Source organism: Hymenobacter sp. YIM 151858-1 (assembly GCF_025979705.1).
Classification (GTDB): domain Bacteria; phylum Bacteroidota; class Bacteroidia; order Cytophagales; family Hymenobacteraceae; genus Solirubrum.
In genome coordinates this window covers 1,078,110-1,097,423 of the sequence record NZ_CP110136.1, presented here as the reverse complement: position 1 = coordinate 1,097,423, position 19,314 = coordinate 1,078,110, and the positions used below count along the sequence as shown (strand labels likewise).

The following is a 19,314-nucleotide window of genomic DNA, read 5'->3' as shown; positions in this document are numbered from 1 at the left end:
GTTACCATTTCACGCCGGTTGACTTTTTGGCCGGCGCGGTGGAAGTGGAAGACTTGGGGGCGGCAGCTTGGCTACCGGGGCGGGTGCGGGCGTCAAGTTCCTTGATGGCCTTGGCGCGCTGGGCGGCGGTTTGCTTGTATGCCTCGCCCGTGTAGGCGTAGAGGCGGCGTTCCTCGTCGCCCGCGAGCGGAATCAGGTAGGAGGCGTCGCGCTTGGCGTATTCCTTGCGGGCGAGGGCGCGCAGCGCCACCTCGGCCTTCCGCTTGTGGTAAGGGTCGGACTCCACGGCGGCGTCTTCGGCCGCTTTATAGGATTGGTAGTAGTCCTCCTCGCTGCCGAGGTCGTTTTCCCCCTTGACGGGTGCGGCCTGCACGTAGGCTTGCAGCTTGAGGGAGGGGTACTTGGCCCGCGTCTCGCGCATCCACTGCTCGAATCGCTTGGGGTCGGCGGCGATGGCCGGGTCGGTGGGGTGGTACACCTTGCCGGTGGAAGAAGTCAGGGCGGTAATCACCTCGCCGTATTGCAGGTTCTGCGGCTGCGAGTTGTTGGTGACCAGCTCGGCGTTGCGGCCGGGCACCTGCACGATGTAGGTGCGGTGCTGGGCCTGCTTGTAGGTGTAGGGAACGATGTCGCCGTTGCTCTTGGTGCGGGTCGGGGCCGTCTCGTGGTAGAGCGTGGGCAGGCCGCCCTGCCGGCCTTGGTCGCCCTGGGTCTGGAAGCCGACGTTGCCGTAGCCGCTGGGCGTGCCCGCGTTCGGGGTGTACTTGGGCGCGCCACCGCGACCCGAGCCGCCCGTTTTCACGGCGCGGTTGCGCGTTTCGTTTTCTGTTTCGCGGTAATACGCATAAGGGCCGATGAGCGAGGCGGCAGCCCTCTCCTCTGACTCGCCCGACTGCTTCACCCGGTCTTGCAGCAGCACGTTGAACCGCTGATTTTGTTTAAGCACGCCCAGCGACTCGGGTGTGATGTTGATTATTTCGGTTCCATCGGCGTGGCGGGCGACTACGGGGCGGCCTTGCGCGTCCTTGTCTATCTTATAAAACAAGGAGGTAAGCGTCGCCGTGTTGTGCGTGCCGCCGGCTTTCCCAGCGCGCGCATAGGCATCCGACGATGCCTTGAAGCCCTTGATGGCGTTGCTGATTACAACCGGAGCATTAAAGGTGCTTGCGTCGTTATCGAGGTCGTTCCAGGCTTCGGGGCGGAAGGCCGACGGGTTGAGGTAGTTGCCGGCAGCGTCCTTCTGCATTCCAATCAGCTTGGCCGTGTACACGTCCTCATTGCGCTCCGTGTCGGTGCGGGCAGCGTTGATGCGGCGCATCCGCTCCTCGTGGATGGCAAGCCCCCGGTCGCGCTCGTAGGCCAAAGAGCGTTTGGCTTCGGCCACGCGGGCGATGTTGCCCAACGTATCGCCGGGGTTCTGCTGGTAGGATTGCAGAATTTCGTTTTGCTTCTCCTTTGCCAGCTTTTCGTAGATGAGCTGCTGGTACTCCTCGCCGGTTTTCAGGTCGAGATTCATGTCGGAGAGCAGGCGGGAGGCTTCTTCCTTGTTGGCCTTGGCCCGCGCCATCTCCGCGCGCTGCCGGGCGGCGGCGCGCAACTGTTCGCCCTGCAATAAAATGCGGGCGGCTGAGTTATCGGAAGGCAAGGTGTAGGCCAGGCCGGTGCCCGCCCGGCCGGGCGAAGCCGGAGCAGCTTCGGAAAGGGAAAGGAGCGCCATATGCTGTCAAGGTACGCAAAATGCAGAACGTTTGGGTATTTGCGCGGCTTGCATAATTCCGCCCGGCGCGGGGCCGCTAAGCCTCAGTTTGTTGGCCCCGGCGGGGCGGGGGCCGGCCCGAAAAAACGCCGGTTCGGGCGGTGCATTTAACGCTTGGCAAACATGAACTTTTCAAGAATCTTCATCTTTCCTTCATGCAAGCGTAGCGGGGTGTCTATATTCGTAACGGCCGCTGCGGATCGGCCGCCCTTGAGTTGATTTCGCGTTTTTACCCTTTTTCTTACCCTTCATTTCTTACCGCTTATTATGCCGCTTGCCGCTCCCGCTTACCCCGCCGACTTGGATTTGTCCGCGTCTTTGTCGCCCCTGACCGATGCCCGCCTGCTGAGCGTGTTGACCGACGCCGAGGTGCTGGCGGGCTGCTGCCTGTTCCCCGTGCCCGACAACAGCGTTTCCCCGGCCTTGTGGGCGGGCGAGGGCGTGATTGCCCGCCCCGTGCCCGCGAGCGAGTGGGACGGCCTCGCCACCGGGCAGCTCCTGCTGCTGACGTGGGCCGACGAGGACAGCGACGCGCAGACCCACTACCACTTCTCGGAGTACCTGCGGGTGGTGCGCAACGAGTGGGGCGCGGACGGGGTGCTCACCGGCATCCGGGCCGAGGCCGGGGCGCTGGGCGCGGTGCCCTACCGCCGGGCGCAGGTGCGGGCCGTCTACCAGGTGGTGCGCCGGGCGGGCTTGCCGACGCTGGTGCAGCAGGTGGGCGGCAAGCTGCTGTGTATGCGGGCCGTCGGCTGCGCGGCGGGCAAGAGCGGCATGTGCGCGGCCACCACGGGGCGCAGCGCCGACCTGACGAGCTGGGCGATGTGCCCGGTGTGCGTGGCCCCGTGAGTATCTTTACGCACGGCTTACCCACGTAGCAGGCGCGGCGGCTGCCAAACGCGGCGCCAAGCAAAAGCCCGGCTTCTTTGCAGAGGCCGGGCTTTTGTTTACAGCTTCGATTCGATCAGCTCCTTTATCACGCCCGCATGGCAGCGTTGGGGCGCACAGTAACAAAGCAGGTTGACCGGGCCTTCCTTTGCCAGTGAGAAGATACGGTTCATTTCGCCGCATACGTCGGGGTCTTTGTCAGCCAGCTTCTGCCTGAGCCACGCCGCGTAGCAGTCAACCGCCTCGTCGCGGGAACCCACCCTGAACTGCGCTTTGGCGCCTTCGAGGTGTGAGAACGGGTTGCCGAGCGGCGTACCCCGGCCCACGTAGTAGTCCGTCTCCCCTTCCTTGGGCTTGTGCCAGTGACGGCTGACGACCGTTATCATACAAACAGGGCTTCGGGTTGGGGTTTCGACTTGGCAAGGGCCAGCGCCACGGGCAGGGCGAGCACGAGGCAGAGCAGCAGGGGTTTCATAGTCCGGGTGCGTTGGTCATGTAGATGGGGCCACGGTAGTAGTCGCAGTCAATGCCGAGTTCGGGCGTGCGCGGCACGTAGCGGATGCGCTGGATTTCCACGCGCCCGTTGCGGCGGCGGGTGATGAGTTTGTGGCGTTTGCCAGTTACTTCCCACGCGAGGTCGAAACCAAAGAACCCACTCATGCGCGGGTTGTGGCGTATGGCATCACGAATGATGCCTTCTAGGTAGTCGAGGGTAAGCGGGGTTCCGTAGTCGTGCATGGCTAGATTGCAGGGTTTAGCGGTATGGGCTCCTTTACCAACTTGTACTCGTGCAGTTTGTCGTAGGGGTCGAGGCGGTCGGCGTACTTCTTGTCCAGTGCTTCGTACTCCTGCCTCCACTCTTTCGACTCCCACTTATTCTCTTTGTGTTTCTCCACTAGCGCGTCGTACTCCTTCTCGTACTCCTTGTACAAGCCAACGCGGCGCTCTACGTCTTTGGCAAAGGCTGCATTGGCGGCGGCGACCCAAGCCTCGGCGGCTTGCTTGGTGGTGAAGGCGGCTACCGGCCACGAGATATAATCGTCGTAGGAGCCGCTGGATTGCTTGACGATGTATAAAGTGTTTTTCACGGGTGCAGGCGGTTAGTAAGCGGTTTTCACGGGCGGTAAGCGGTTTTCAGGCTAACCGGGAAAATCAATCTTGTGCTTGGCGCAAAAGGCGCGGGCATCCGCCTCGTCCATATCCTTCACCACAAGCGATGCGCGACGGTGATGAGCGCAGCGGTATTTGTTCGAGCCCTGAACAGGGCGGCAGGTCGCGAAGGGCTGGGTCGTGCCTACCATGAATTTAGCCTCCATCTTATTTCTCTGGTTCAATGCCGAGGTCGGCTAGTAAATCTTCGACTGCGTGTTCGCTTTTTAACGCTGCCATCGCATCGGCGGAAATCTTCTCTGCCTCCGCGTGAATAGCCAGAAGCAATACTTGACGCGGCGACTTATAGTACTTCCGGTCGGGCATCCCTTCCGTCACCTGCACCATTGCCCGCATATAGCTCCACAGGCGACGGTGAGCGTACTGTAAGATACGGTCTGCTTCGGCCGCATACTCAGGCGGGAAAGGTATTCTTGCAAAGTCTTGTTCTTCTGGCATAGTGTTGGGGTATGTACGTGACGGGTGTGAACGTTCTGACTAAGACTTTAACCTTGCAAGAGCTTCTGCTTTAGCTGCTGAGCGTTTCTCAACCCAGTTTTTGCGGGCCTCTTTAATGCCGGTAGGCTTGCCTGTAGCCTTGATGGCAGCCGCGATTTGCTCGAATCGTTTGCCCTTTTTAGCTAGCTGACGAGCGTAGGCTTCAGCCATGCTAATCTCCCGACGCTTCTTGGGTTTACGTGGCTGTCTTGCCAAATGAAGGTACGACTCCTCTCCTGTCTTAGTGGATGTCTGAGAAGAAATTTTGGCAACATCTTGGCCCGTTTTCTTGGCTTTAGCGGCCACCTTCTTCGCGCGCTCCCACGTATTCATCCAGTTCATCACGAAGGGCGCGGCGGCTAGTTCTGCGGCCACCAGTGCGGCGTTGTCGTTGTGCAGGCGAATGGTCGTCAGGCCGCACTCTTTTACGAAGGCGTCGCGACGGGCATCGTATGCTTCGCGGCCCTCGTGCGAACTGCCGTCCAGTTCAATCACCAGCATCTTGCTTGGCACCACAAAGTCGAGGATGTAGTAGCCAAACACCACCTGGTTCTTAAAGCCGGCGCCCGTTGCCAGAAAATTATCCTTCAGGATGTTGTAAGCCGTCTGCTCAGCCGGGGTCTTTACGCGCCGCATCTGCGCCGCAAAACCCTTCATTTCATTAGTTGTCTTCATGTAATCGTTGTAGTAATACGTCTGCGGTGAAGTTGTTCAGAGTTAGGTAACAGCAGAAAGAAACAGCCCCCTTCCCCCATGCCTACGGCACAGGTTAGAGTGTTCTTTCTACTGTTACCAAGACACGTCTCGCGGAGCCAGTCGTCGTCGTCAGTATAACAGGGTAGCGCCCGTCCAGTCCCCTAACCTAAAGGCATTGCCACCACCTATCCCTCTCCGTCCAGTACGGCATCACGCTACTCAGGACTTCGAGACTCTGGATAGGCCAGAACAAACAGGGCAAAAGAAAGCCCCGACAGGTAGCAGGCTGCCGGGGCTGGGCCACTTCGTACCGCGAGGGTCGCAGGAGGTGGTAAAGTCTCGACGCGCTGCTACCCGCGTTTGTAATGTAAAGGTACACAATAATCCGAACAATACAACTGTGGTCAGCAAAATATTTTTGCCGTTACAGCTTGTTATTGTCTGTAACTCCTGTACCTTTACAGCATACCAATCAACCTCTCCATGCAGAAGTTTCTTTACCGTGCGGGCTACGTATTGGGCCGCGTCCTGCGCGTTACCCTGCGCTTCGCCCTGGCCTACGCCATCTTCGCCATCGGTGAAATTGCGCTGGTGCATAACGTGCGGCTGAACTTAAACGGCTCAGAAGTTGCGTGGCAAGGCCCGCTTAGCTTTTGGGGCTACGTCGCCAGTGTTTTCACGGCTCTCGCGCTGTATGTCATCACGCAGTCCTGCAAGATCGAGTACAACGGCAAGGTGGTCTATCAGGGCCAGTGGAGCGCCGACTACGAACGAGACAACGCTTAACCAACCATACCCATGAGCGACCAGGTAAAAATTACCGGCACCATCTCCCACATCTCCGATGAGCAGCAAATCACGGAGAAGATGCGCAAGAAACTCGTTGTGATTACCACCGAGGGCACGTACCCGGAAGTAGTAGCCGTCGAGTTTATCAATGACAAGATCGACCTAACCGAAGGCTACAAGGTCGGGCAGACCGCCTCCGCCTACGTGAATATTAGGGGCCGTGAATGGAACGGCAAGTATTTCGTATCGCTGGCTGGCTGGAAATTAGAGGGTGCGGCCTCGCAGACGGGCCAGCGCGCGGGCTCTGCACAGCCGCAACGCGCTGTAAAACAGAATGATACGAATGATCTTCCGTTCTGATCTAGCTGTCAAATAGCTTACTGCAACAGAAAAGGCCGCTTCCAATCGGGAGCGGCCTTTTCGTATTCCAAGCTGTGAGGCAACCTATTCGGCCTTCACGAACCGCTCGGGAATTTCGCGCAGCACAATGCCTTCGCGGGTGCCGTCCTCGTTGAGCACGGGCACGGTCACGTCCACGACCTTGCCGCTCACGCCGTAGTACGAGTTGATGACGCTGCCGGCCTTGATTTTCGAGCCGGTGCCGAAGTCAATCACAAGGCCCTTGGCTTTCGCGGCGGGCTGCGGCGCGGCGGCCACGGGTAGTTCGGCGGCCACTTCGGCGGCTACGGCGGGGGTAGATTTCTTAGCCATTAGTTCCAAATGGGGGCTGGTAGGTAATATTGGGTGAAGTCAAAGTCGGGGTCGCAGCACTCCCACACCACGGCGGGGTCGGGGCGCAGCGACCGGCCGCTGAGCAGCGGGAACACCAACAGGGCCAGTTCAGTCCGCGACAGCAGCATGGCAGCGGGGCTTAACGCACGCCCAAGCGGTTCATGCCCATGCCCGCGCCTTTCGTGCGCGAGCGGTAGCCGCTGAGGCCCAAGCCCATGCCCACGCCGGGGTCTTGCATCGGCGCCATGCCCGCGCCGCCCTGCCCGTACATGGTTTGCAGGTTCTGCTGGTTCATGTCCATGTTGTAGAGCGTGGCGGCGCCCGTGGCTACGTCGCTGAAAGCGCCCGCGAGGTTGCGGTTGGCGGCTTCCTTCAACGCGGCCTTGTCGCGGCGGTAGTTGTTCAGATCGTTCGTCTGGTAATCGCCGAGGGTTTGCAAGTCCTGGTTGAGCCGCTGCTGCATTCCGAGGCGGTTTTGCTCGGCCTGCATCCCGATGCGCTCGATGCCCTGCTGGCGCTGCTGGTCAAGGCCCGCGATGGTGCCGAGGATGGCCCCCGTCGAAGCGCCCGAACGGGTCGCGGCCGAGGTGGCGGCGGCCTGCGACTGGCCGAGCTTGTTTTCCAGCAGCCCCTGGCCGGGCAGGCGGTAGTCGCCCGCCGCGAGGCGCGAGAGGCCCAGCCGCTCCTTGAACGCCGCTGGGGTTGTGTCCTGAATTTTCAGACGGTTTGCCTGGCGGTTCTGCGTGATGCCCGACAGGATTTTCTGTCCGGCTTGCAGGCCCATGCCGGCGAGGGTAGCAACTAAGAAGGGTGCTGGCATAGAGACAAGGTACACAAAAGGCGGATAAGTGATTGGCGAAAATATTTTGCCATTATCATACCTTATGCATCTGCATTTGCTGTACATTTACACCTATGAAGCCGAAGCTGTTAGACTTATTCTGTTGCGAGGGAGGGGCGGCGAAAGGGTATGTCGATGCCGGGTTCGAGGTAGTAGGCGTCGATATAGAACCGCAGCCTAACTACCCGTATGCTTTTATCCAAGCCGATGCTGTACAGGCATTGCGCGAGTTGGTGGAAACCGGCCACTGGCACGGTTATGCCCTTACGGATTTTGCCGCCATTCACGCCTCTCCACCCTGCCAAGGGTACAGCAACACGCAAAAACTACAAGGCAACGAGCATCCATTGCTTATAGAGCCCGTTCGCGCTTTGCTAGAGCAAAGCGGCAAGCCTTACGCCATTGAGAACGTGCCCGGCGCGCCATTGCTCAATCCTATAACGTTGTGCGGCACTATGTTTGGCTTGGAAACCACCCGTCACCGGCTGTTTGAGTGCCAGCCTACACTGTGGTTTCCGCCCGCTCCGTGTAGCCACGTTAAGAAAACAACCAAGATGGGGCGCAAGCCCAAGCCGGGCTTGGAGTACATGCACATCGTTGGAAACTTTAATGGGGTGGCGTATGCGCGCGAGGTAATGGATATGCCCTGGGCTAGCCGCTACGGGCTGGCGCAAGCCATTCCTCCCGCCTATACCAAGTTTATCGGCGCTCACTTGCTAAGAGCAGCGCAGTAAAGCAGAACGCCACCCGTTAAGGTGGCGTTCTTCGTTTAGACCTGCCCCATCGTTTGCCCGCTCAGCGGCTTCCAGGAGACGCTGCACGCCGTCAGGGGTACATCTTCCCCGCCTGTGGGCGCCGTGAGCGTGTAGGTGAGTTTCTGACCCTGCACGGGCGGCCCGGCAATGAGCGCCTGCTGCTCCGAGGCAAAGCCCGGCGCGGCGTAGTTGTTTTTCAGCGCGGCCCGCCACACCCCTTCGCGGTACTCGTACCACGCCGGGCGGGTACGGGAGCGGTGCCCGAAGTCGGTGCTGAGGTGCGTTATGGCCCACACCCCCTGCCGGGCGCTTTCCACCGCCACGGCGTTATACCGCTTCGCCGTGCCCGGTGCCTCGGCGCTTTCCACCGTCACTTCCGGGGCATTGTAGAGGCCGAAGTAGGTGCAGCGCGGGGCTTGCCGGTCGTGGCGGTGCAAGACCGCGTTCTGCCAGCTAAACAAGCCAAAGGGCGTACCGAGCGCGGCGTCGGCCCCCAGCAGCGAGCGGATGCCCGCCATAGCCTCCGAGCGGGCGCGGAACACCTGCGCGCCCAAGGGCGTGAGCAGCAGCGCCTCGTCGCGCACCGGGTCGTAGGCCGCGCCCGTGAGCCCCGAGGCCGCGAGCTGGCGCACGGCCGCTTTGCAGTTGTAGGCTTGCCCCAGGGGCGTCACGCCGTTCTGCGCGTAGCGGCACCACTCCTGCCGGGTGCGGTCAAAGAAGTACACCTTGCCGCCGTGGGCGCTCACGGTCTGCGCGTCCTGGCAGCCGAAGCCGCCGTTCAGGGTGTTGACAAAGCCGATTACGCGGTCTACCTCCACGAGCAGCGCGCCGCCGTCGGTTTGCCGGGCCTGCGAGACGCCGAGGCCGATGGAGGCCAGCCCGTTGCGGCACAAAGCCACCAAAAGCGAGCCCTGCGCCTGCGTGTCGTCGGCGACGCAGAGCGCCGTGACGGGGCCGATTTCGCGCGGCACCCGCTGGTCTTCGAGGTTCAAGGGCTCCCACGAGGAGAGGCCGTTGGTTTGGGTGCCTGCGAGGCGCACCAAAGAGAAGCGCACGGCGTTGGGCAGGTGGGTTTGCTGCTGCGCGTCGGGCAGGCGCACGGCCACGCGGCCCCGCTCCACGCCCGCGTTCAGGCCCGGCTGCTCCTTGCTTGGGCTCACGGCCTCGAAGTAGTCGCTGACCCAGCCGCCGCTCTCGCTTACGCGGTCGTAGGTGCGCAGCGCGCCCGCGTCGGTGACGGCCGTGTACCGCTCGCGCTGCACCAGCCAGCTCTCGCCGGTCAAATCGGCGGTGGTGACGGCGAACGCCCGCTGCGCGCCCTGCTGGTCGATGCGGTAGCTCGGCCCGGTTTCATAGAACACGTCGGCGGCGGCGGTAACGGGCGAGTAGATTTCGATGCGCGGGGTGCGCGAGGTGCCGAACGCGGCCGTTGTCCACGGCACCAGCAGGTAGTCGCCCTGCTGGCCGACGATGGGCAGGTCGGCCCCGGTATCCACGAAGCGCACGCGGTCGCCCGAGCCGCTGGCCCACACGTAGCCCGAGCCCTGCGAGGCGAGCGGGCGGATGTCCAGCCACAGGTGCGGGGCCCCGCTCAGGCCGGGCGCGGCGTAGCTGATGCTCTTGTCGGCGTTGGTGCTTACGTTGCTCCACATCGCGGCGAGGCGCAGTTGGCGGAAGAAACCCACCCGCTCGTTGCGCGAAACAACGAGCTGGTAGGTGGCGGCCCACGCCGGAATCACGGCCGACTGGTCGCCCGAGGGCAGCGACCAGCGCAGCACCCGCTGCTTGGGCGCGTCGTAGGTCTGCGCCGGAATCTCCACGCTTTGCACCGCGCCCACCCCGCCGGGGCGGCCCAGGGCATCGCGGAACTGGATGCCGACGCGGTAGCGGGTCTTTTCGTGCCAGGTGGGCTGGGTGCCCGCCGTGGCCGGGGCCGAGGTCTGGTAGGGAAACGCGCCGAGGCTGATGGTGCCGTTGTTGGGGATGCCCTGCACGGCCGTCTCCCCCGCCCCGTAGTTGACGAACGCCTGGTTGTAGGTGTAGGGAACGTTGCTGAGCGGGTAGTAGAGCCCGCTGGTGTTGCCCACTAGCAGGTAGGTGCCCGTCTTGGTGTCGAAGTTCTCGGCCACCTCCGCGTACTCGCGCACGAGGTTCTGCCCGTTGAAAACGACGGTGCGGCGGAAGATGCGGCGGGTGACGTTGGTGGCGGTGGCGGCGGCGAAGTCCGCCACGGCCACGCTCAGCGCGGGCTGCGGCGTCACGTAGCCTTCCCGCAGGTTTGCCACCCACGCCCGGTTGCGGGCCACGGCGAGGGCTTCGGCCGGCCAGAGGGCTTCGGCGGTTTTGCCCGCCTCGTCGGCGGAAAGCACCGCGCCGGAGGTGGCGCCCGCGAAGGTGTAGGAAGTAGCGAGGGTGTTGCCCGTGCGGCGCAGGGTGTCGGCGATTTGCCACGCGGTTTCGGCGTTCTTGCGCACCAGCACCTCGACTTCGAGCACGCCCTGCGGGGGCTGCGGCCACGTTACCTGCACGGCCCCGCGCGCCGCGTCGGTGGGTGCCAAGGGCGGCAGGATGTTGGAGTAGGGCGAGAGAATGGTGGTTTCGCCGTCGAGGTAGCGGTAGCGGAGGGCGAACTGCCACGCCGCCGCCATCACGGCCGAGTACGCCGAGGGGTCGTAGCCGCCCTGCACCCGCCCGACCGAGGGGGGCGACAGGGGCGGCACTTTCAGCAAATGCAGGCAGAAGGGCTCGGCCGCGAGCAGCACGGGGTTGTAGTAGCCGCTGAGGCAGCGGGCGATGGGCAGGTTGCGCACCTCCCCCGCCGCGTCGAGAAAGAGCAGGAAGCCGTCGGTGACGCAGGGCTGCGCCTTGCCCGGCAGGCTCGGCAGGCTCAGGCCCGACCATTGCAGCAGGCGCTCAATCTGGTCGGCTTCGGGGCGGTAGCGGTAAGCGCCGTGCTGGCCGTCGGCGTTGTAGACGAGGTAGTACAGGGCTTGGGTTTCCGCGTCCCAGCACGCGCCGACGACGGTGTTCTGCCCCGTGGGCAGGGCCGTGCCGATGGGCCGGTTGCCCCACGCGCCGGTTACAAAGCCGCGTTCGAGAAAGAGGTTGCGGGCTTGGCGAAAGGCCGTGGCGGGCAGCAGCGAGGCGTCGGTGTCGGTGTCCTGCGAGAGAAAGGTTCGGCGCGTAATGGGCATAGCCTCAAGGTACGCATTCCAAAAGAGGTGTGAATGTGCAAATATTTATGACGAATAGCTTGCTTATAGTTCGCGCTTAGCGTACCTTCACATCACCCAATTGGAATAAGCATGACCAAAGAAACCCTGCAACAAGCCAAAGAGTTAGACCAGCGGATCGGCAAGCTCCACGCCGAAATAGCTGACCTGCAACAGCCGAATCTGGTGTTGCGGATTCACCACAATGATTTTGGCTTTAGCCTGATGAGCACCATCGGCACAAGTGAGAGTTCCGAGCATCCCGACGCGGAGCTGGCGCGTGCTTTTGTGGAGCAGCTTATCAAACGCCGCCAACAGGAGTCCGTTAAGTTGCACGAACGCTTTAACACCATATAGTTATGAACGACTGCGACATCAACAACTGCCCCGTGGAAGGGCCGCTGCTTACCGAGACTGCTTCCAACGGCGAGCGTGGCGGCCTACAAGGCGCCGCGCTGCGTGCCATGCGCGAGGAAAACGAACGGGAAAAAGCCCTGCGCGGCGCTCTTTATGACCTGTGGTCGGCTGTATGCCCCGGCAAGCCGTTCAACTGGGATACATGGGGCACGGAGCCAGTAGCGCAAGCCATCAGCCGGATTCGGGACTTGGAGCACCGCCTGCAATCCGCTCTGACGGCAGTTCCCCACGTAACGCTGGCGTGGGTGCAGCCGAGCACGACCACGGGGCAGCCCGGTTACTACACGCCGGTTTACTCGCACACACCCACGTTCGCCGCGCCCTTGGCTGCCAGACGTTGCGGCGGTAATGTGTCATATGATGCCACTACCGGGCAGCAGATTCTGTGGGCGGCCGACGAATGGTCGAATTACCCTGACTTGCCAAAACAAACGCCATGAAAGACCAACTGAGAAAGCACCTTGATGAGTTCATCAACGGCAGCGCCCGCCCGTACTTTGACCAGTCGCTGATTGATGGTATGCTTGCCTTTGGCGACAAGCTCGACCAGCAGAACAAAGGCCGGAAGGCGTTTCGCGTTTATGTGAAGTGTCTCGCCCGTAAGAAACCCGGCGTAGCCAACCGCATCAAAAACAAGTACGGCCACGCGTTCCCGCGTCCTGACGACAGAACCTTGGCGCTGGGATTCGCAATGATAGCCGCCAGCAAGTACTAGCCATGACCAGAGCAGAAATCGAAGCCTTGCCCGCTGAAGATGGATGGGGCAAGTGGATGGGCTTGGTCGGCTGGGCCGATACCACGGTGGAACGGTGGGCCGCAAATCCCGAACAAATCTGGGTGTTTAGCCCCGCTGGCCCGCGTCAGATAACAGCCCAAAAGGTAGAGCGGTGGAAGTATCACCGCTACCAGTTTACTGGTTGCCGATTCGGCCCAGTGGTTCCAAACGACGAGCGGCGGATTATTTACACGGCTGGCGAATACCCCAACTTTGAGGACTACACGCTGGCCTCACCGGACTCGAAAGCGGACCTAAAAACCGTGTACGCCACCTCTCGCGAGGACTTGTGCCGCTTCGTTACCCAGCGCCTCACCGCCGAACTGAAGGAACACAAGAAAGTCGAGCAACAACTCCGCGACAAGCGCAAACTTTTTAAAGCGCACCCGAACGCATGAGCCTGCTTCCTGTATTTGCCTACAGCGCCGCCAACCGCAAGGCGGAAAAGACTTACTTCTTGATGCGCAGCGGCCATGCCAGCCACGAACAGGCTACTCGGGCTGCAACCCGTGTATTCCGGGAGGCATTCCATCGCTACACGCAACACTTATAACCACCGAAGATGACCGAACATGAAAAAGAAGAGTATGGACAATTGCTAATCGCAATCGACCATGCCCTAGCAACGGGAGCACTGACGAACGAGCAGGCCAACAAAGTGTATAACGCTGATTTTGTGTCTATTCAACACGTATTACTGAATAGGTATATAAACTACAATGCTGCGCAGCGTCAAACCACCACATCACCCTTAAACAACCCCTCTATGAGCACGACCCGTGCCAAATTCAAGGTTGACTACGTGCAAGACTTCGGCACGTCGGCCACCGTTAAATTGTCGCCCGTATACGGCACCAGCGGCGAGAACAAAACCTTCTGGGATGCCACACCCTGCGGCTCCATCGAGTTAATGATTCAGAACCGCACCGCCTTGGCTGGATTTAAGCCGCAGGCGGAGTTCTACATCGACTTCACGCCTGTTGAATCGACGAATACTCAGGTGCTGCGCAACGTCGCAACCCCGCCGCGTATTCCCGGCGACCACCCGCGCGGGTAGTCCTGCCTGCACACAAAAAGCCCCGGCGACGAACCGGGGCTTCTTGTTTACATCGGGGTTTGCGAGAAGGCTTCCCGCATCTGCGCCTCGAACATGGCCTGCGTGTAGGGCTTGAGCCGCCCGTTCATCTTGCGGTGGGTGCGCCAGTAGTTCTTCTCGGCCTCCTGGTAGCGGTTGTCGCCCTTCATCAGCCAGAGCTGCCAGAGCAGATACCAGCGCAGGTTCTCGTGGCAGTACTCGTGAATCGGCGTGGCGGCGCTCGGGTTCAGCCCGTTCGACACGTACTGGAAGTACAGCGGCTCGTCGGGGTTGAGCAGGCTGGACAGGCGCAAGGTGCGCTCCTGCGCGTCGATGGTGAACTCCTCGCGGTACTCGCCCCAGCCGTAGCCGCACACGGGGCTTTCGCCGCCGACGTAGTGGTAGACGGGCCACGCGGTATCGGGGCACTCGTCGAGCGGCACGCGGTCTAGAAACGGCTCCACGGGGTCGAGCAGCGACAGGCGCGGGTTGAAGGCGAGGTTCCTGACCAGCGCCTCCCCTTTCGGCCCCGCGTACTCGCGGCCCACGGTAACCCAATCCACGTAGTCGTCGGGCAGCATGGCTACGCGGTCGGGGCCGACGAACAGGCGCACGGTCTTCAGCTCGCGGGACGAGGAAGCGCGGTGTTCGCCCAGCCACGCGTAGGCGTACGGCAGCAGGTCGAAGTACTTGCGGTTGAGCGCGTCGCCGAGCTGCTGGCAGGTCTGCTTGACGACTTTATCAATGGTGCTGAACTGGCTCACTAGGCGAGGTTGGCGTTGTTGTCGTTGATCTTGTCTTCGGCGCGGGTGCGGGTGACGATTGCCACGGCGCGGCGCAGAATATCCTCCTCGTTCATGGCTTCCAGCAAGCCCGGCTCGGGCAGTGTGTCACTCTTGGGGCGAATCACGGCCTGCAAGCGCAATACCTTGTCGGGCGGCGGGGCGCTGCCCAAGGCGTAGGTCAGCACCAGCCTATCGCCCTCGCGGTGGAAACCGTAGTTGCCTTCCATCGAGCCGTAGAGCGTCTGCCACGCGGCGGCCTGGCCGTGGCGCAGCGGCAGGTACTGGCGGCGGGTGCGGTCAACCACCTTCTGCGGCTCCGCCATGCGTACCAGCTCCTCGCCGGGCAGGTTCTGGTAGCGGCGGATGGCAACGAACTCCTGCGGCAAGAGGCAGTAGTACTCCCCGTCGTCGTTGGTGTGCACGGGCCAGTTGTCCCAGGTCTGCACCCACGCGTCGGCCGTGCCGTCGAACTTGTAGATGGCGTCGAGGTTCTCGAAGTAGATGGCCTTGTCGGCGGCCAGTCGGTCCGTGAAGTCCTTTTGCAGCCGGTCGGCGTTGTACTTGGCTACGTCCTGCTTGCGGGCGTCGTAGGCGTGCTGCACCGCTAGGCGGCACTCGCGGCGGTCAACGGGCGAATCGGCCGAGACGTTGCCGCCCGCCACGATGCGATGCACCTCGGCGGCGAGCACGTCCAGCCGGTCGGTTTCGGGGCGGGCAATGAAGGGGTAGTCAGCCATTTACTCGGCGGGGGTGAATGTAATGTTGAGCGCGTACACCTCTCGCCTTCCGTCGGCGCGGTGCTCTAACACAAGCTTTTGGTTGCTAATACGCTTGGCGTAGGCCGCTACCGCCTCATTCGGTGTGTCGCCGTCTTCTACCCCGTAACGAACCATGCCGTCTCGTGACTTGTCCTCGTTAATGCCGATAGAGCCCTTTCCATCGGCGCTCAGGAAAGCATAGAACCGCTTACACCAGCGCGGATAGACCGGCTCACGTTCAATTACCTGTAGGGTCAAGCCGTTGTCTTGAGCGAACTGCTCGATGTCTACACCGGCTGCATCCTTGTAAGGAGTAAGGTATTGGACTTTCATGGTTGGTTAGTCGTTTTCTTGACTCAGCAGTTGCGCGGCTTGCTGCATCATGCCCTCGCGCATGGAAAGCCCTAGGTACTTGAGCAGGCGGGCTACCAGGTCGGGCTCGTGGGCGCGGCCCCAGCCCGTGTCCACCGAGTTCGCCTCGTCGTACACCTCGTTGTCGTCGGCATCGACGGTGAAGGCGTACTTGGGCTCGGGCGGGTACGCGAGGTACTTCACCGTGCAGCTATCCGCCCCGCCGTAGAGCTTCCAGCCGAAGCCGGGGCGCATTTCCGCGCAGGGGTACTCCGGCGTGGGGCCGGTAATCGGGCAGTTCAGGCGGTGGTCAAGCTGCGCGTCGTCGAGCAAGTCCACGGCCACCTTCGCACCGGGTACGCGGATGGCCGTGGGGTAACACAAGTCGCTCGGAGCCGTCAGGTTGCCCTGCGCGTCCATGCGCCGCGCCAACCCTGCCGCAATCGCCGCCTCGCTCGTGGAGTACGCCTGCTCCTTCAGAAACGGCCAGAGCGCCACCGAAACGCGGGTGTTGATCTGGTAGGCGGGCTGGCGCGTACCGTCTTCGGGGCGGCCGAGGAAGTGGTTGAACAACTCCTGGCTGACCGTGGGCAGCAGGGCGTTGAGGCGGGAAGGCGACACGTTCGAGCCCTGCTCATCGGCAAGGGCGCGAACGGTGCGGACAATAGCGTGGATGCGCTTGGGCATGGGTTACTTTTTCTTGCGCTTTTGGGCCTCGCTCACGGCCGATTGCAGCGCGATCTTGGCTTTCTGCCCCTGGTCACCGAGCAGGTATTCCAGCAGTTTGTCCTTGGGCTCGCCCTGCGGCACTTGCAGCACGGCGGCGCGGTTGCTGGTCTGCTCCCACTGCTGCTTTTCGCCCACGAACTCGATCACTTTCAGGCTCAGGGCTTCGTCGATCAGCGCGCTTACTTTCAGCTCGCCGCCCGAGAGGAAGTCGAACACCTTCTCCGGCGAGCCCGAGGCCACGCTGATAAGGTCGTTGAACACGGCGTCCTCGGTGCCGTCGGTGGCGCGGCCGAGTTTGCCGGCCAGGGCGCGCAGCTCGGCCTCGGTCAGCTCGTTGAGCAGGGCCTGTACCTTCACCACGAGGCGGCCACGGGCGGCCAGTTCGCGCTCGGTTTTCTCCGGGTCTACGCGCTCGAACAGGAAGCCGGTTTCGGGCATGGTCGCGCCCGGCACCACGTTGCTCTTGTTCGAGGGCATGAGTTCCATGTGGCGGTAGGTCGCCATCTGCTGCTCGGTCAGGGTGCATTCGCCCGTGGGGCCGAAGGCGATGTACTCCACGTTGGGGATGCGCTGCTGCTGGCCGGGGTTGCCCACGAGGCGCGAGCCCTTCGACACCATCAGGTACACGTCCGTTTCCTGAAACGGGTCGTAGATGCTGCACTGCGCCGTGATGTAGGTGGGCGAGGTTTCCACGCGGCGCGAAACGAGCGTGTTGTCCTCCTGCACCTCGTTGAAGACGGCGTTGGCCGCGAGCAGGCGGTAGGTAACGGTTTTGCCCTTGGGGAAGGGCGGGATCAGCGCGGCGAGCTTGGGGCTGATGTCGTTGTACTTGATCGTATCCATGTGCGGAACGTTGGTTGGCTGCTGTCAAGGTACAAATTTTTACGGCTGTCTGCTTGCCTTGAATCTGTAATTGATGTACGTTTACAGCATGGATATAAACCTACACCTCTCCCACTATTGGCTACTGGTGCCCGTAGTGCTATTGCTGGCGCTTTGGGTACGCAGCGCCGCCGCGAAAGAAACGGGCGGTTACTTTAGTGGCTTGGGCACGTTTATGGTATTCGTGGGTGCCGTGGTGATTTTTCTCGTGGCAGTTGTCGTGCTCATGGCAATTCACCTGTTAGCGCGATGAAGCACTCTATCAACACGCGGGCGCAGCAATACGCAACCGCCCAGCACGCGGGCCAGTTTTACGACGGGTTTCCCTATACCATGCACTTAGAGCAGGTTCACGCGGTCTGTTGCAACTTCACGCACCTACTGCCCGATCTGCAAGACCTGCACCACGCCTTTGCCGGAGCGTGGGTGCATGATGTGATCGAGGATTGCCGAGTGACCTACAACGACGTGAAGGCCGCCACCAACGAAGCGGTAGCGGAAATCGCTTACCTGCTGGCAACGCCCAAGGGCCGCTCGCGGGCAGACCGGCACTGCGACGCCTATTATGAGGAAATGAGCCGCAATCGCTTGGCTACCTTCGTGAAGATAGCTGACCGCATCGCCAACGCGGAGTATTCCCGCGACATGGGCAGTTCTATGCTCAATCGCTACCGAAGCGAGCAGGCGCACTTTGCCAAGTTCCTGCGTCCGGCGTGGCTGGAATTTGAGCCCATGTGGCACCGCCTCGATGCGACTTTCGCTTGAAAAAGAAAAGGCCCCGGAAGTTCCGGGGCCTTTTGCTTGACAGGCATCACTCTGTCTTACCAACCAACTGATGCGTTTACTGCGGCGCTACGAAGAAGCCTTTCCGCACCCCAACGTATTGCAAGCCTTCCTGCGATTGCAGCAGTTTCTCGCGGTAGTCGGCGCGGGTTTCTTCCATGCCCCGGTTTACTTCGATGAAGCGGCGGTCTACGCCGTTCGACTGCGACTTGTAGCACAAGGTCAGCGCGTTCAGGCTCAGGGTCTGCACGCCGTTGATGGCGTCCTTGCGCGTTACCTGCATCATGTTCGCGGGCAGGATGTACATCTCGCGGTCGTAGGTCTGCCAATCCAGGCCGGTGAGCTGGGTGTGCAGGCGGTACTCCTGGAAGTGGATGGTGATGTCCTTGTAGGTCACCGTCGAGAAGCCCAGGTCGATGGCGCGCTTCTTGGCGTCGCCGTCGCCGAACGAGTTGTAGCTGATGCCGCCGTCCTTGGTGAAGGTGCGCAGCAAGTCCTCGATCTGGCCGCGAATCACCGGGCCGCAGAAGGCGTGCACCTCGCGGTCGCCCGTGAGCAGCTTGATTTGGGTTACCAGCTTGTCGAGGTCGGCCAGCGTGAAGCCGGCGGTGCCGTCGTAGAGCAGCTTGTTGCCCAGCGCCTTCAGGTTGCCGCGCAGCGAGGCGGTCAGCGGAATCGAGGCGTTCGAGGCGTCGTTGAACGAGCCGCCGGGCGAGAACATCAGGGCGAGGTTCTGCTGCACGCGGTGGGCTTTCAGCATCTTCACCGTCCGCATCTGGAAGTGGTACTTGGTGCCCTCCCAGTTCACTTCCATCGTGGTCGAGTCGGCGTCGCCCGTGGTGCCGGCGAACGACTTGATGGTCTGGAACTGGCCCTGGAAGCGGGTGGCCTGCGGAATCAGGCCCGCAATCGGGAAGCCCGAGCCTTCGCCCCACGCGTTGAACTGCACGGCCATTGCCTTGCCGCCCGAAATGTGGGCGAGGATGGCGGCGCGCACGTCCTCCGTGGTGCCGGCGCGGCGCACGACGGTAAACTGCTGGGCGGTGCCCGTGCCGCTTACGGCCGATACGAAGCCGTAGATGTCACCGATGAGGTGAACGATGTCGTTTTGCTTGATGGGGGCCTGCCCGTTGGTGTACGAGTCGGCCGAGAGGGTAAAGGTTACCGAACCCGCCGAGCCCGTGCCGACTTCCGCCAGCGGCTTGACGGCGCGGAACAGCAAGCCTTCCTCGTAGTGGTTGAACGAGGCGGCCTTCACCAAGCGGTTCTTGGCGATTTCCAGGAACGAGATAAAGTTGTCGTCCACCCACGTCGGGTCAACCGCTTCCAAGATGTCGCGGTTCTGGATAAAGTCGTCGGCGGTTACGAGCTGCGAGGTGCTGGTGCCGTAATTGGCCGCGCTGTTGGGAACGGCGGCAGAGGCCGCAAAAGTAGAGGGCATGA

At 61.9% G+C, this 19,314-nt stretch carries 27 protein-coding genes; 11 read left to right on the top strand and 16 right to left on the bottom strand.

Annotation, left to right across the window (positions count from 1 at the left end):
• Position 1 precedes the first annotated feature (1 nt).
• Positions 2–1,717 carry a hypothetical protein gene (locus OIS50_RS04795; RefSeq protein ID WP_264693191.1) on the bottom strand — a complete coding sequence of 572 codons (1,716 nt, stop codon included), beginning with the start codon at positions 1,715–1,717 and terminating at the stop codon, positions 2–4.
• A gap of 306 nt (positions 1,718–2,023) precedes the next feature.
• Here OIS50_RS04795 and OIS50_RS04790 point away from each other — a divergent pair, with 306 nt between their 5' ends.
• On the top strand, positions 2,024–2,605 hold the full coding sequence (locus OIS50_RS04790) for a hypothetical protein (RefSeq protein ID WP_264693190.1): 582 nt from the start codon (positions 2,024–2,026) through the stop codon (positions 2,603–2,605).
• A 98-nt stretch (positions 2,606–2,703) separates the two neighbouring features.
• On the opposite strand, the gene OIS50_RS04785 is transcribed toward OIS50_RS04790, so the two are convergent.
• The 5 genes from OIS50_RS04785 to OIS50_RS04765 form a co-directional block, all read right to left on the bottom strand.
• Complete coding sequence (locus tag OIS50_RS04785; RefSeq protein ID WP_264693189.1) at positions 2,704–3,030, bottom strand: DUF4326 domain-containing protein; 327 nt, start codon at positions 3,028–3,030, stop codon at positions 2,704–2,706.
• Between the two features lie 85 nt (positions 3,031–3,115).
• Complete coding sequence (locus OIS50_RS04780) at positions 3,116–3,382, bottom strand: hypothetical protein (protein WP_264693188.1); 267 nt, start codon at positions 3,380–3,382, stop codon at positions 3,116–3,118.
• 2 nt (positions 3,383–3,384) lie between these two features.
• The gene (locus tag OIS50_RS04775) at positions 3,385–3,732 is read right to left on the bottom strand and encodes a hypothetical protein (protein WP_264693187.1); all 348 of its coding nucleotides are present in this window, start codon (positions 3,730–3,732) and stop codon (positions 3,385–3,387) included.
• A 229-nt stretch (positions 3,733–3,961) separates the two neighbouring features.
• Positions 3,962–4,252 carry a hypothetical protein gene (locus tag OIS50_RS04770; RefSeq protein WP_264693186.1) on the bottom strand — a complete coding sequence of 97 codons (291 nt, stop codon included), beginning with the start codon at positions 4,250–4,252 and terminating at the stop codon, positions 3,962–3,964.
• Between the two features lie 39 nt (positions 4,253–4,291).
• Complete coding sequence (locus OIS50_RS04765; protein ID WP_264693185.1) at positions 4,292–4,966, bottom strand: endonuclease domain-containing protein; 675 nt, start codon at positions 4,964–4,966, stop codon at positions 4,292–4,294.
• Positions 4,967–5,470: 504 nt separating this feature from the next.
• On the opposite strand from OIS50_RS04765, the gene OIS50_RS04760 reads away from it, so the two are divergent.
• Together OIS50_RS04760 and OIS50_RS04755 are read left to right on the top strand one after the other, a co-directional pair.
• The gene (locus OIS50_RS04760; protein WP_264693184.1) at positions 5,471–5,773 is read left to right on the top strand and encodes a hypothetical protein; all 303 of its coding nucleotides are present in this window, start codon (positions 5,471–5,473) and stop codon (positions 5,771–5,773) included.
• A 12-nt stretch (positions 5,774–5,785) separates the two neighbouring features.
• Positions 5,786–6,136 carry a DUF3127 domain-containing protein gene (locus tag OIS50_RS04755; RefSeq protein WP_264693183.1) on the top strand — a complete coding sequence of 117 codons (351 nt, stop codon included), beginning with the start codon at positions 5,786–5,788 and terminating at the stop codon, positions 6,134–6,136.
• An 84-nt stretch (positions 6,137–6,220) separates the two neighbouring features.
• Here the strand turns inward: OIS50_RS04755 and OIS50_RS04750 are convergent, their stop codons facing one another.
• Genes OIS50_RS04750 through OIS50_RS04740 form a run of 3 tightly spaced genes read right to left on the bottom strand, consistent with a single transcriptional unit; the run spans position 6,221 to position 7,328 of the window.
• Positions 6,221–6,487: a hypothetical protein gene (locus OIS50_RS04750; protein WP_264693182.1), complete on the bottom strand. Its 267-nt coding sequence runs from the start codon at positions 6,485–6,487 to the stop codon at positions 6,221–6,223.
• Positions 6,487–6,636 (bottom strand): hypothetical protein, encoded by a 150-nt coding sequence (locus OIS50_RS04745; RefSeq protein ID WP_264693181.1) that lies wholly within the window; start codon positions 6,634–6,636, stop codon positions 6,487–6,489. The genes OIS50_RS04750 and OIS50_RS04745 overlap by 1 nt, the downstream gene beginning before the upstream one ends.
• An 11-nt stretch (positions 6,637–6,647) precedes the next feature.
• On the bottom strand, positions 6,648–7,328 hold the full coding sequence (locus tag OIS50_RS04740) for a hypothetical protein (protein ID WP_264693180.1): 681 nt from the start codon (positions 7,326–7,328) through the stop codon (positions 6,648–6,650).
• A gap of 95 nt (positions 7,329–7,423) precedes the next feature.
• On the opposite strand from OIS50_RS04740, the gene OIS50_RS04735 reads away from it, so the two are divergent.
• A complete protein-coding gene (locus tag OIS50_RS04735) occupies positions 7,424–8,083 on the top strand; it encodes a DNA cytosine methyltransferase (RefSeq protein WP_264693179.1) in 660 nt (219 codons plus the stop codon).
• A gap of 35 nt (positions 8,084–8,118) precedes the next feature.
• Here OIS50_RS04735 and OIS50_RS04730 read toward each other — a convergent pair whose 3' ends face one another.
• Positions 8,119–11,298, bottom strand: coding sequence for a hypothetical protein (locus OIS50_RS04730; RefSeq protein ID WP_264693178.1), 3,180 nt, complete (start codon positions 11,296–11,298; stop codon positions 8,119–8,121).
• A 111-nt stretch (positions 11,299–11,409) separates the two neighbouring features.
• Between OIS50_RS04730 and OIS50_RS04725 the strand changes: the two genes are divergently transcribed.
• The 6 genes from OIS50_RS04725 (at position 11,410) to OIS50_RS04700 (ending at position 13,565) form a co-directional block, all read left to right on the top strand.
• Positions 11,410–11,673 carry a hypothetical protein gene (locus OIS50_RS04725; protein ID WP_264693177.1) on the top strand — a complete coding sequence of 88 codons (264 nt, stop codon included), beginning with the start codon at positions 11,410–11,412 and terminating at the stop codon, positions 11,671–11,673.
• Positions 11,674–11,675: 2 nt separating this feature from the next.
• Positions 11,676–12,173: a hypothetical protein gene (locus tag OIS50_RS04720; protein ID WP_264693176.1), complete on the top strand. Its 498-nt coding sequence runs from the start codon at positions 11,676–11,678 to the stop codon at positions 12,171–12,173.
• Positions 12,170–12,448: a hypothetical protein gene (locus OIS50_RS04715; RefSeq protein WP_264693175.1), complete on the top strand. Its 279-nt coding sequence runs from the start codon at positions 12,170–12,172 to the stop codon at positions 12,446–12,448. Before OIS50_RS04720 ends, OIS50_RS04715 begins: the two co-directional genes overlap by 4 nt.
• A 2-nt stretch (positions 12,449–12,450) precedes the next feature.
• Positions 12,451–12,906 (top strand): hypothetical protein, encoded by a 456-nt coding sequence (locus OIS50_RS04710; protein WP_264693174.1) that lies wholly within the window; start codon positions 12,451–12,453, stop codon positions 12,904–12,906.
• Positions 12,903–13,061: a hypothetical protein gene (locus tag OIS50_RS04705; RefSeq protein WP_264693173.1), complete on the top strand. Its 159-nt coding sequence runs from the start codon at positions 12,903–12,905 to the stop codon at positions 13,059–13,061. Before OIS50_RS04710 ends, OIS50_RS04705 begins: the two co-directional genes overlap by 4 nt.
• Before the next feature lie 213 nt (positions 13,062–13,274).
• On the top strand, positions 13,275–13,565 hold the full coding sequence (locus tag OIS50_RS04700; protein ID WP_264693172.1) for a hypothetical protein: 291 nt from the start codon (positions 13,275–13,277) through the stop codon (positions 13,563–13,565).
• A 47-nt stretch (positions 13,566–13,612) separates the two neighbouring features.
• On the opposite strand, the gene OIS50_RS04695 is transcribed toward OIS50_RS04700, so the two are convergent.
• From OIS50_RS04695 to OIS50_RS04675, 5 genes are read right to left on the bottom strand one after another with little or no spacing between them, the layout of a single operon-like run.
• On the bottom strand, positions 13,613–14,347 hold the full coding sequence (locus tag OIS50_RS04695; protein WP_264693171.1) for a hypothetical protein: 735 nt from the start codon (positions 14,345–14,347) through the stop codon (positions 13,613–13,615).
• Entirely contained in the window at positions 14,347–15,105 is a 759-nt protein-coding gene (locus OIS50_RS04690) for a hypothetical protein (protein WP_264693170.1), read from the bottom strand. The genes OIS50_RS04695 and OIS50_RS04690 overlap by 1 nt, the downstream gene beginning before the upstream one ends.
• Positions 15,106–15,459: a hypothetical protein gene (locus OIS50_RS04685; protein WP_264693169.1), complete on the bottom strand. Its 354-nt coding sequence runs from the start codon at positions 15,457–15,459 to the stop codon at positions 15,106–15,108.
• A gap of 6 nt (positions 15,460–15,465) precedes the next feature.
• Complete coding sequence (locus tag OIS50_RS04680) at positions 15,466–16,164, bottom strand: hypothetical protein (protein WP_264693168.1); 699 nt, start codon at positions 16,162–16,164, stop codon at positions 15,466–15,468.
• A gap of 3 nt (positions 16,165–16,167) precedes the next feature.
• Positions 16,168–17,049: a hypothetical protein gene (locus OIS50_RS04675; RefSeq protein WP_264693167.1), complete on the bottom strand. Its 882-nt coding sequence runs from the start codon at positions 17,047–17,049 to the stop codon at positions 16,168–16,170.
• Between the two features lie 288 nt (positions 17,050–17,337).
• Here OIS50_RS04675 and OIS50_RS04670 point away from each other — a divergent pair, with 288 nt between their 5' ends.
• Positions 17,338–17,853, top strand: coding sequence for a phosphohydrolase (locus OIS50_RS04670; protein ID WP_264693166.1), 516 nt, complete (start codon positions 17,338–17,340; stop codon positions 17,851–17,853).
• A 76-nt stretch (positions 17,854–17,929) separates the two neighbouring features.
• On the opposite strand, the gene OIS50_RS04665 is transcribed toward OIS50_RS04670, so the two are convergent.
• Positions 17,930–19,312: a hypothetical protein gene (locus tag OIS50_RS04665; RefSeq protein ID WP_264693165.1), complete on the bottom strand. Its 1,383-nt coding sequence runs from the start codon at positions 19,310–19,312 to the stop codon at positions 17,930–17,932.
• Between the last annotated feature and the right edge of the window lie 2 nt (positions 19,313–19,314).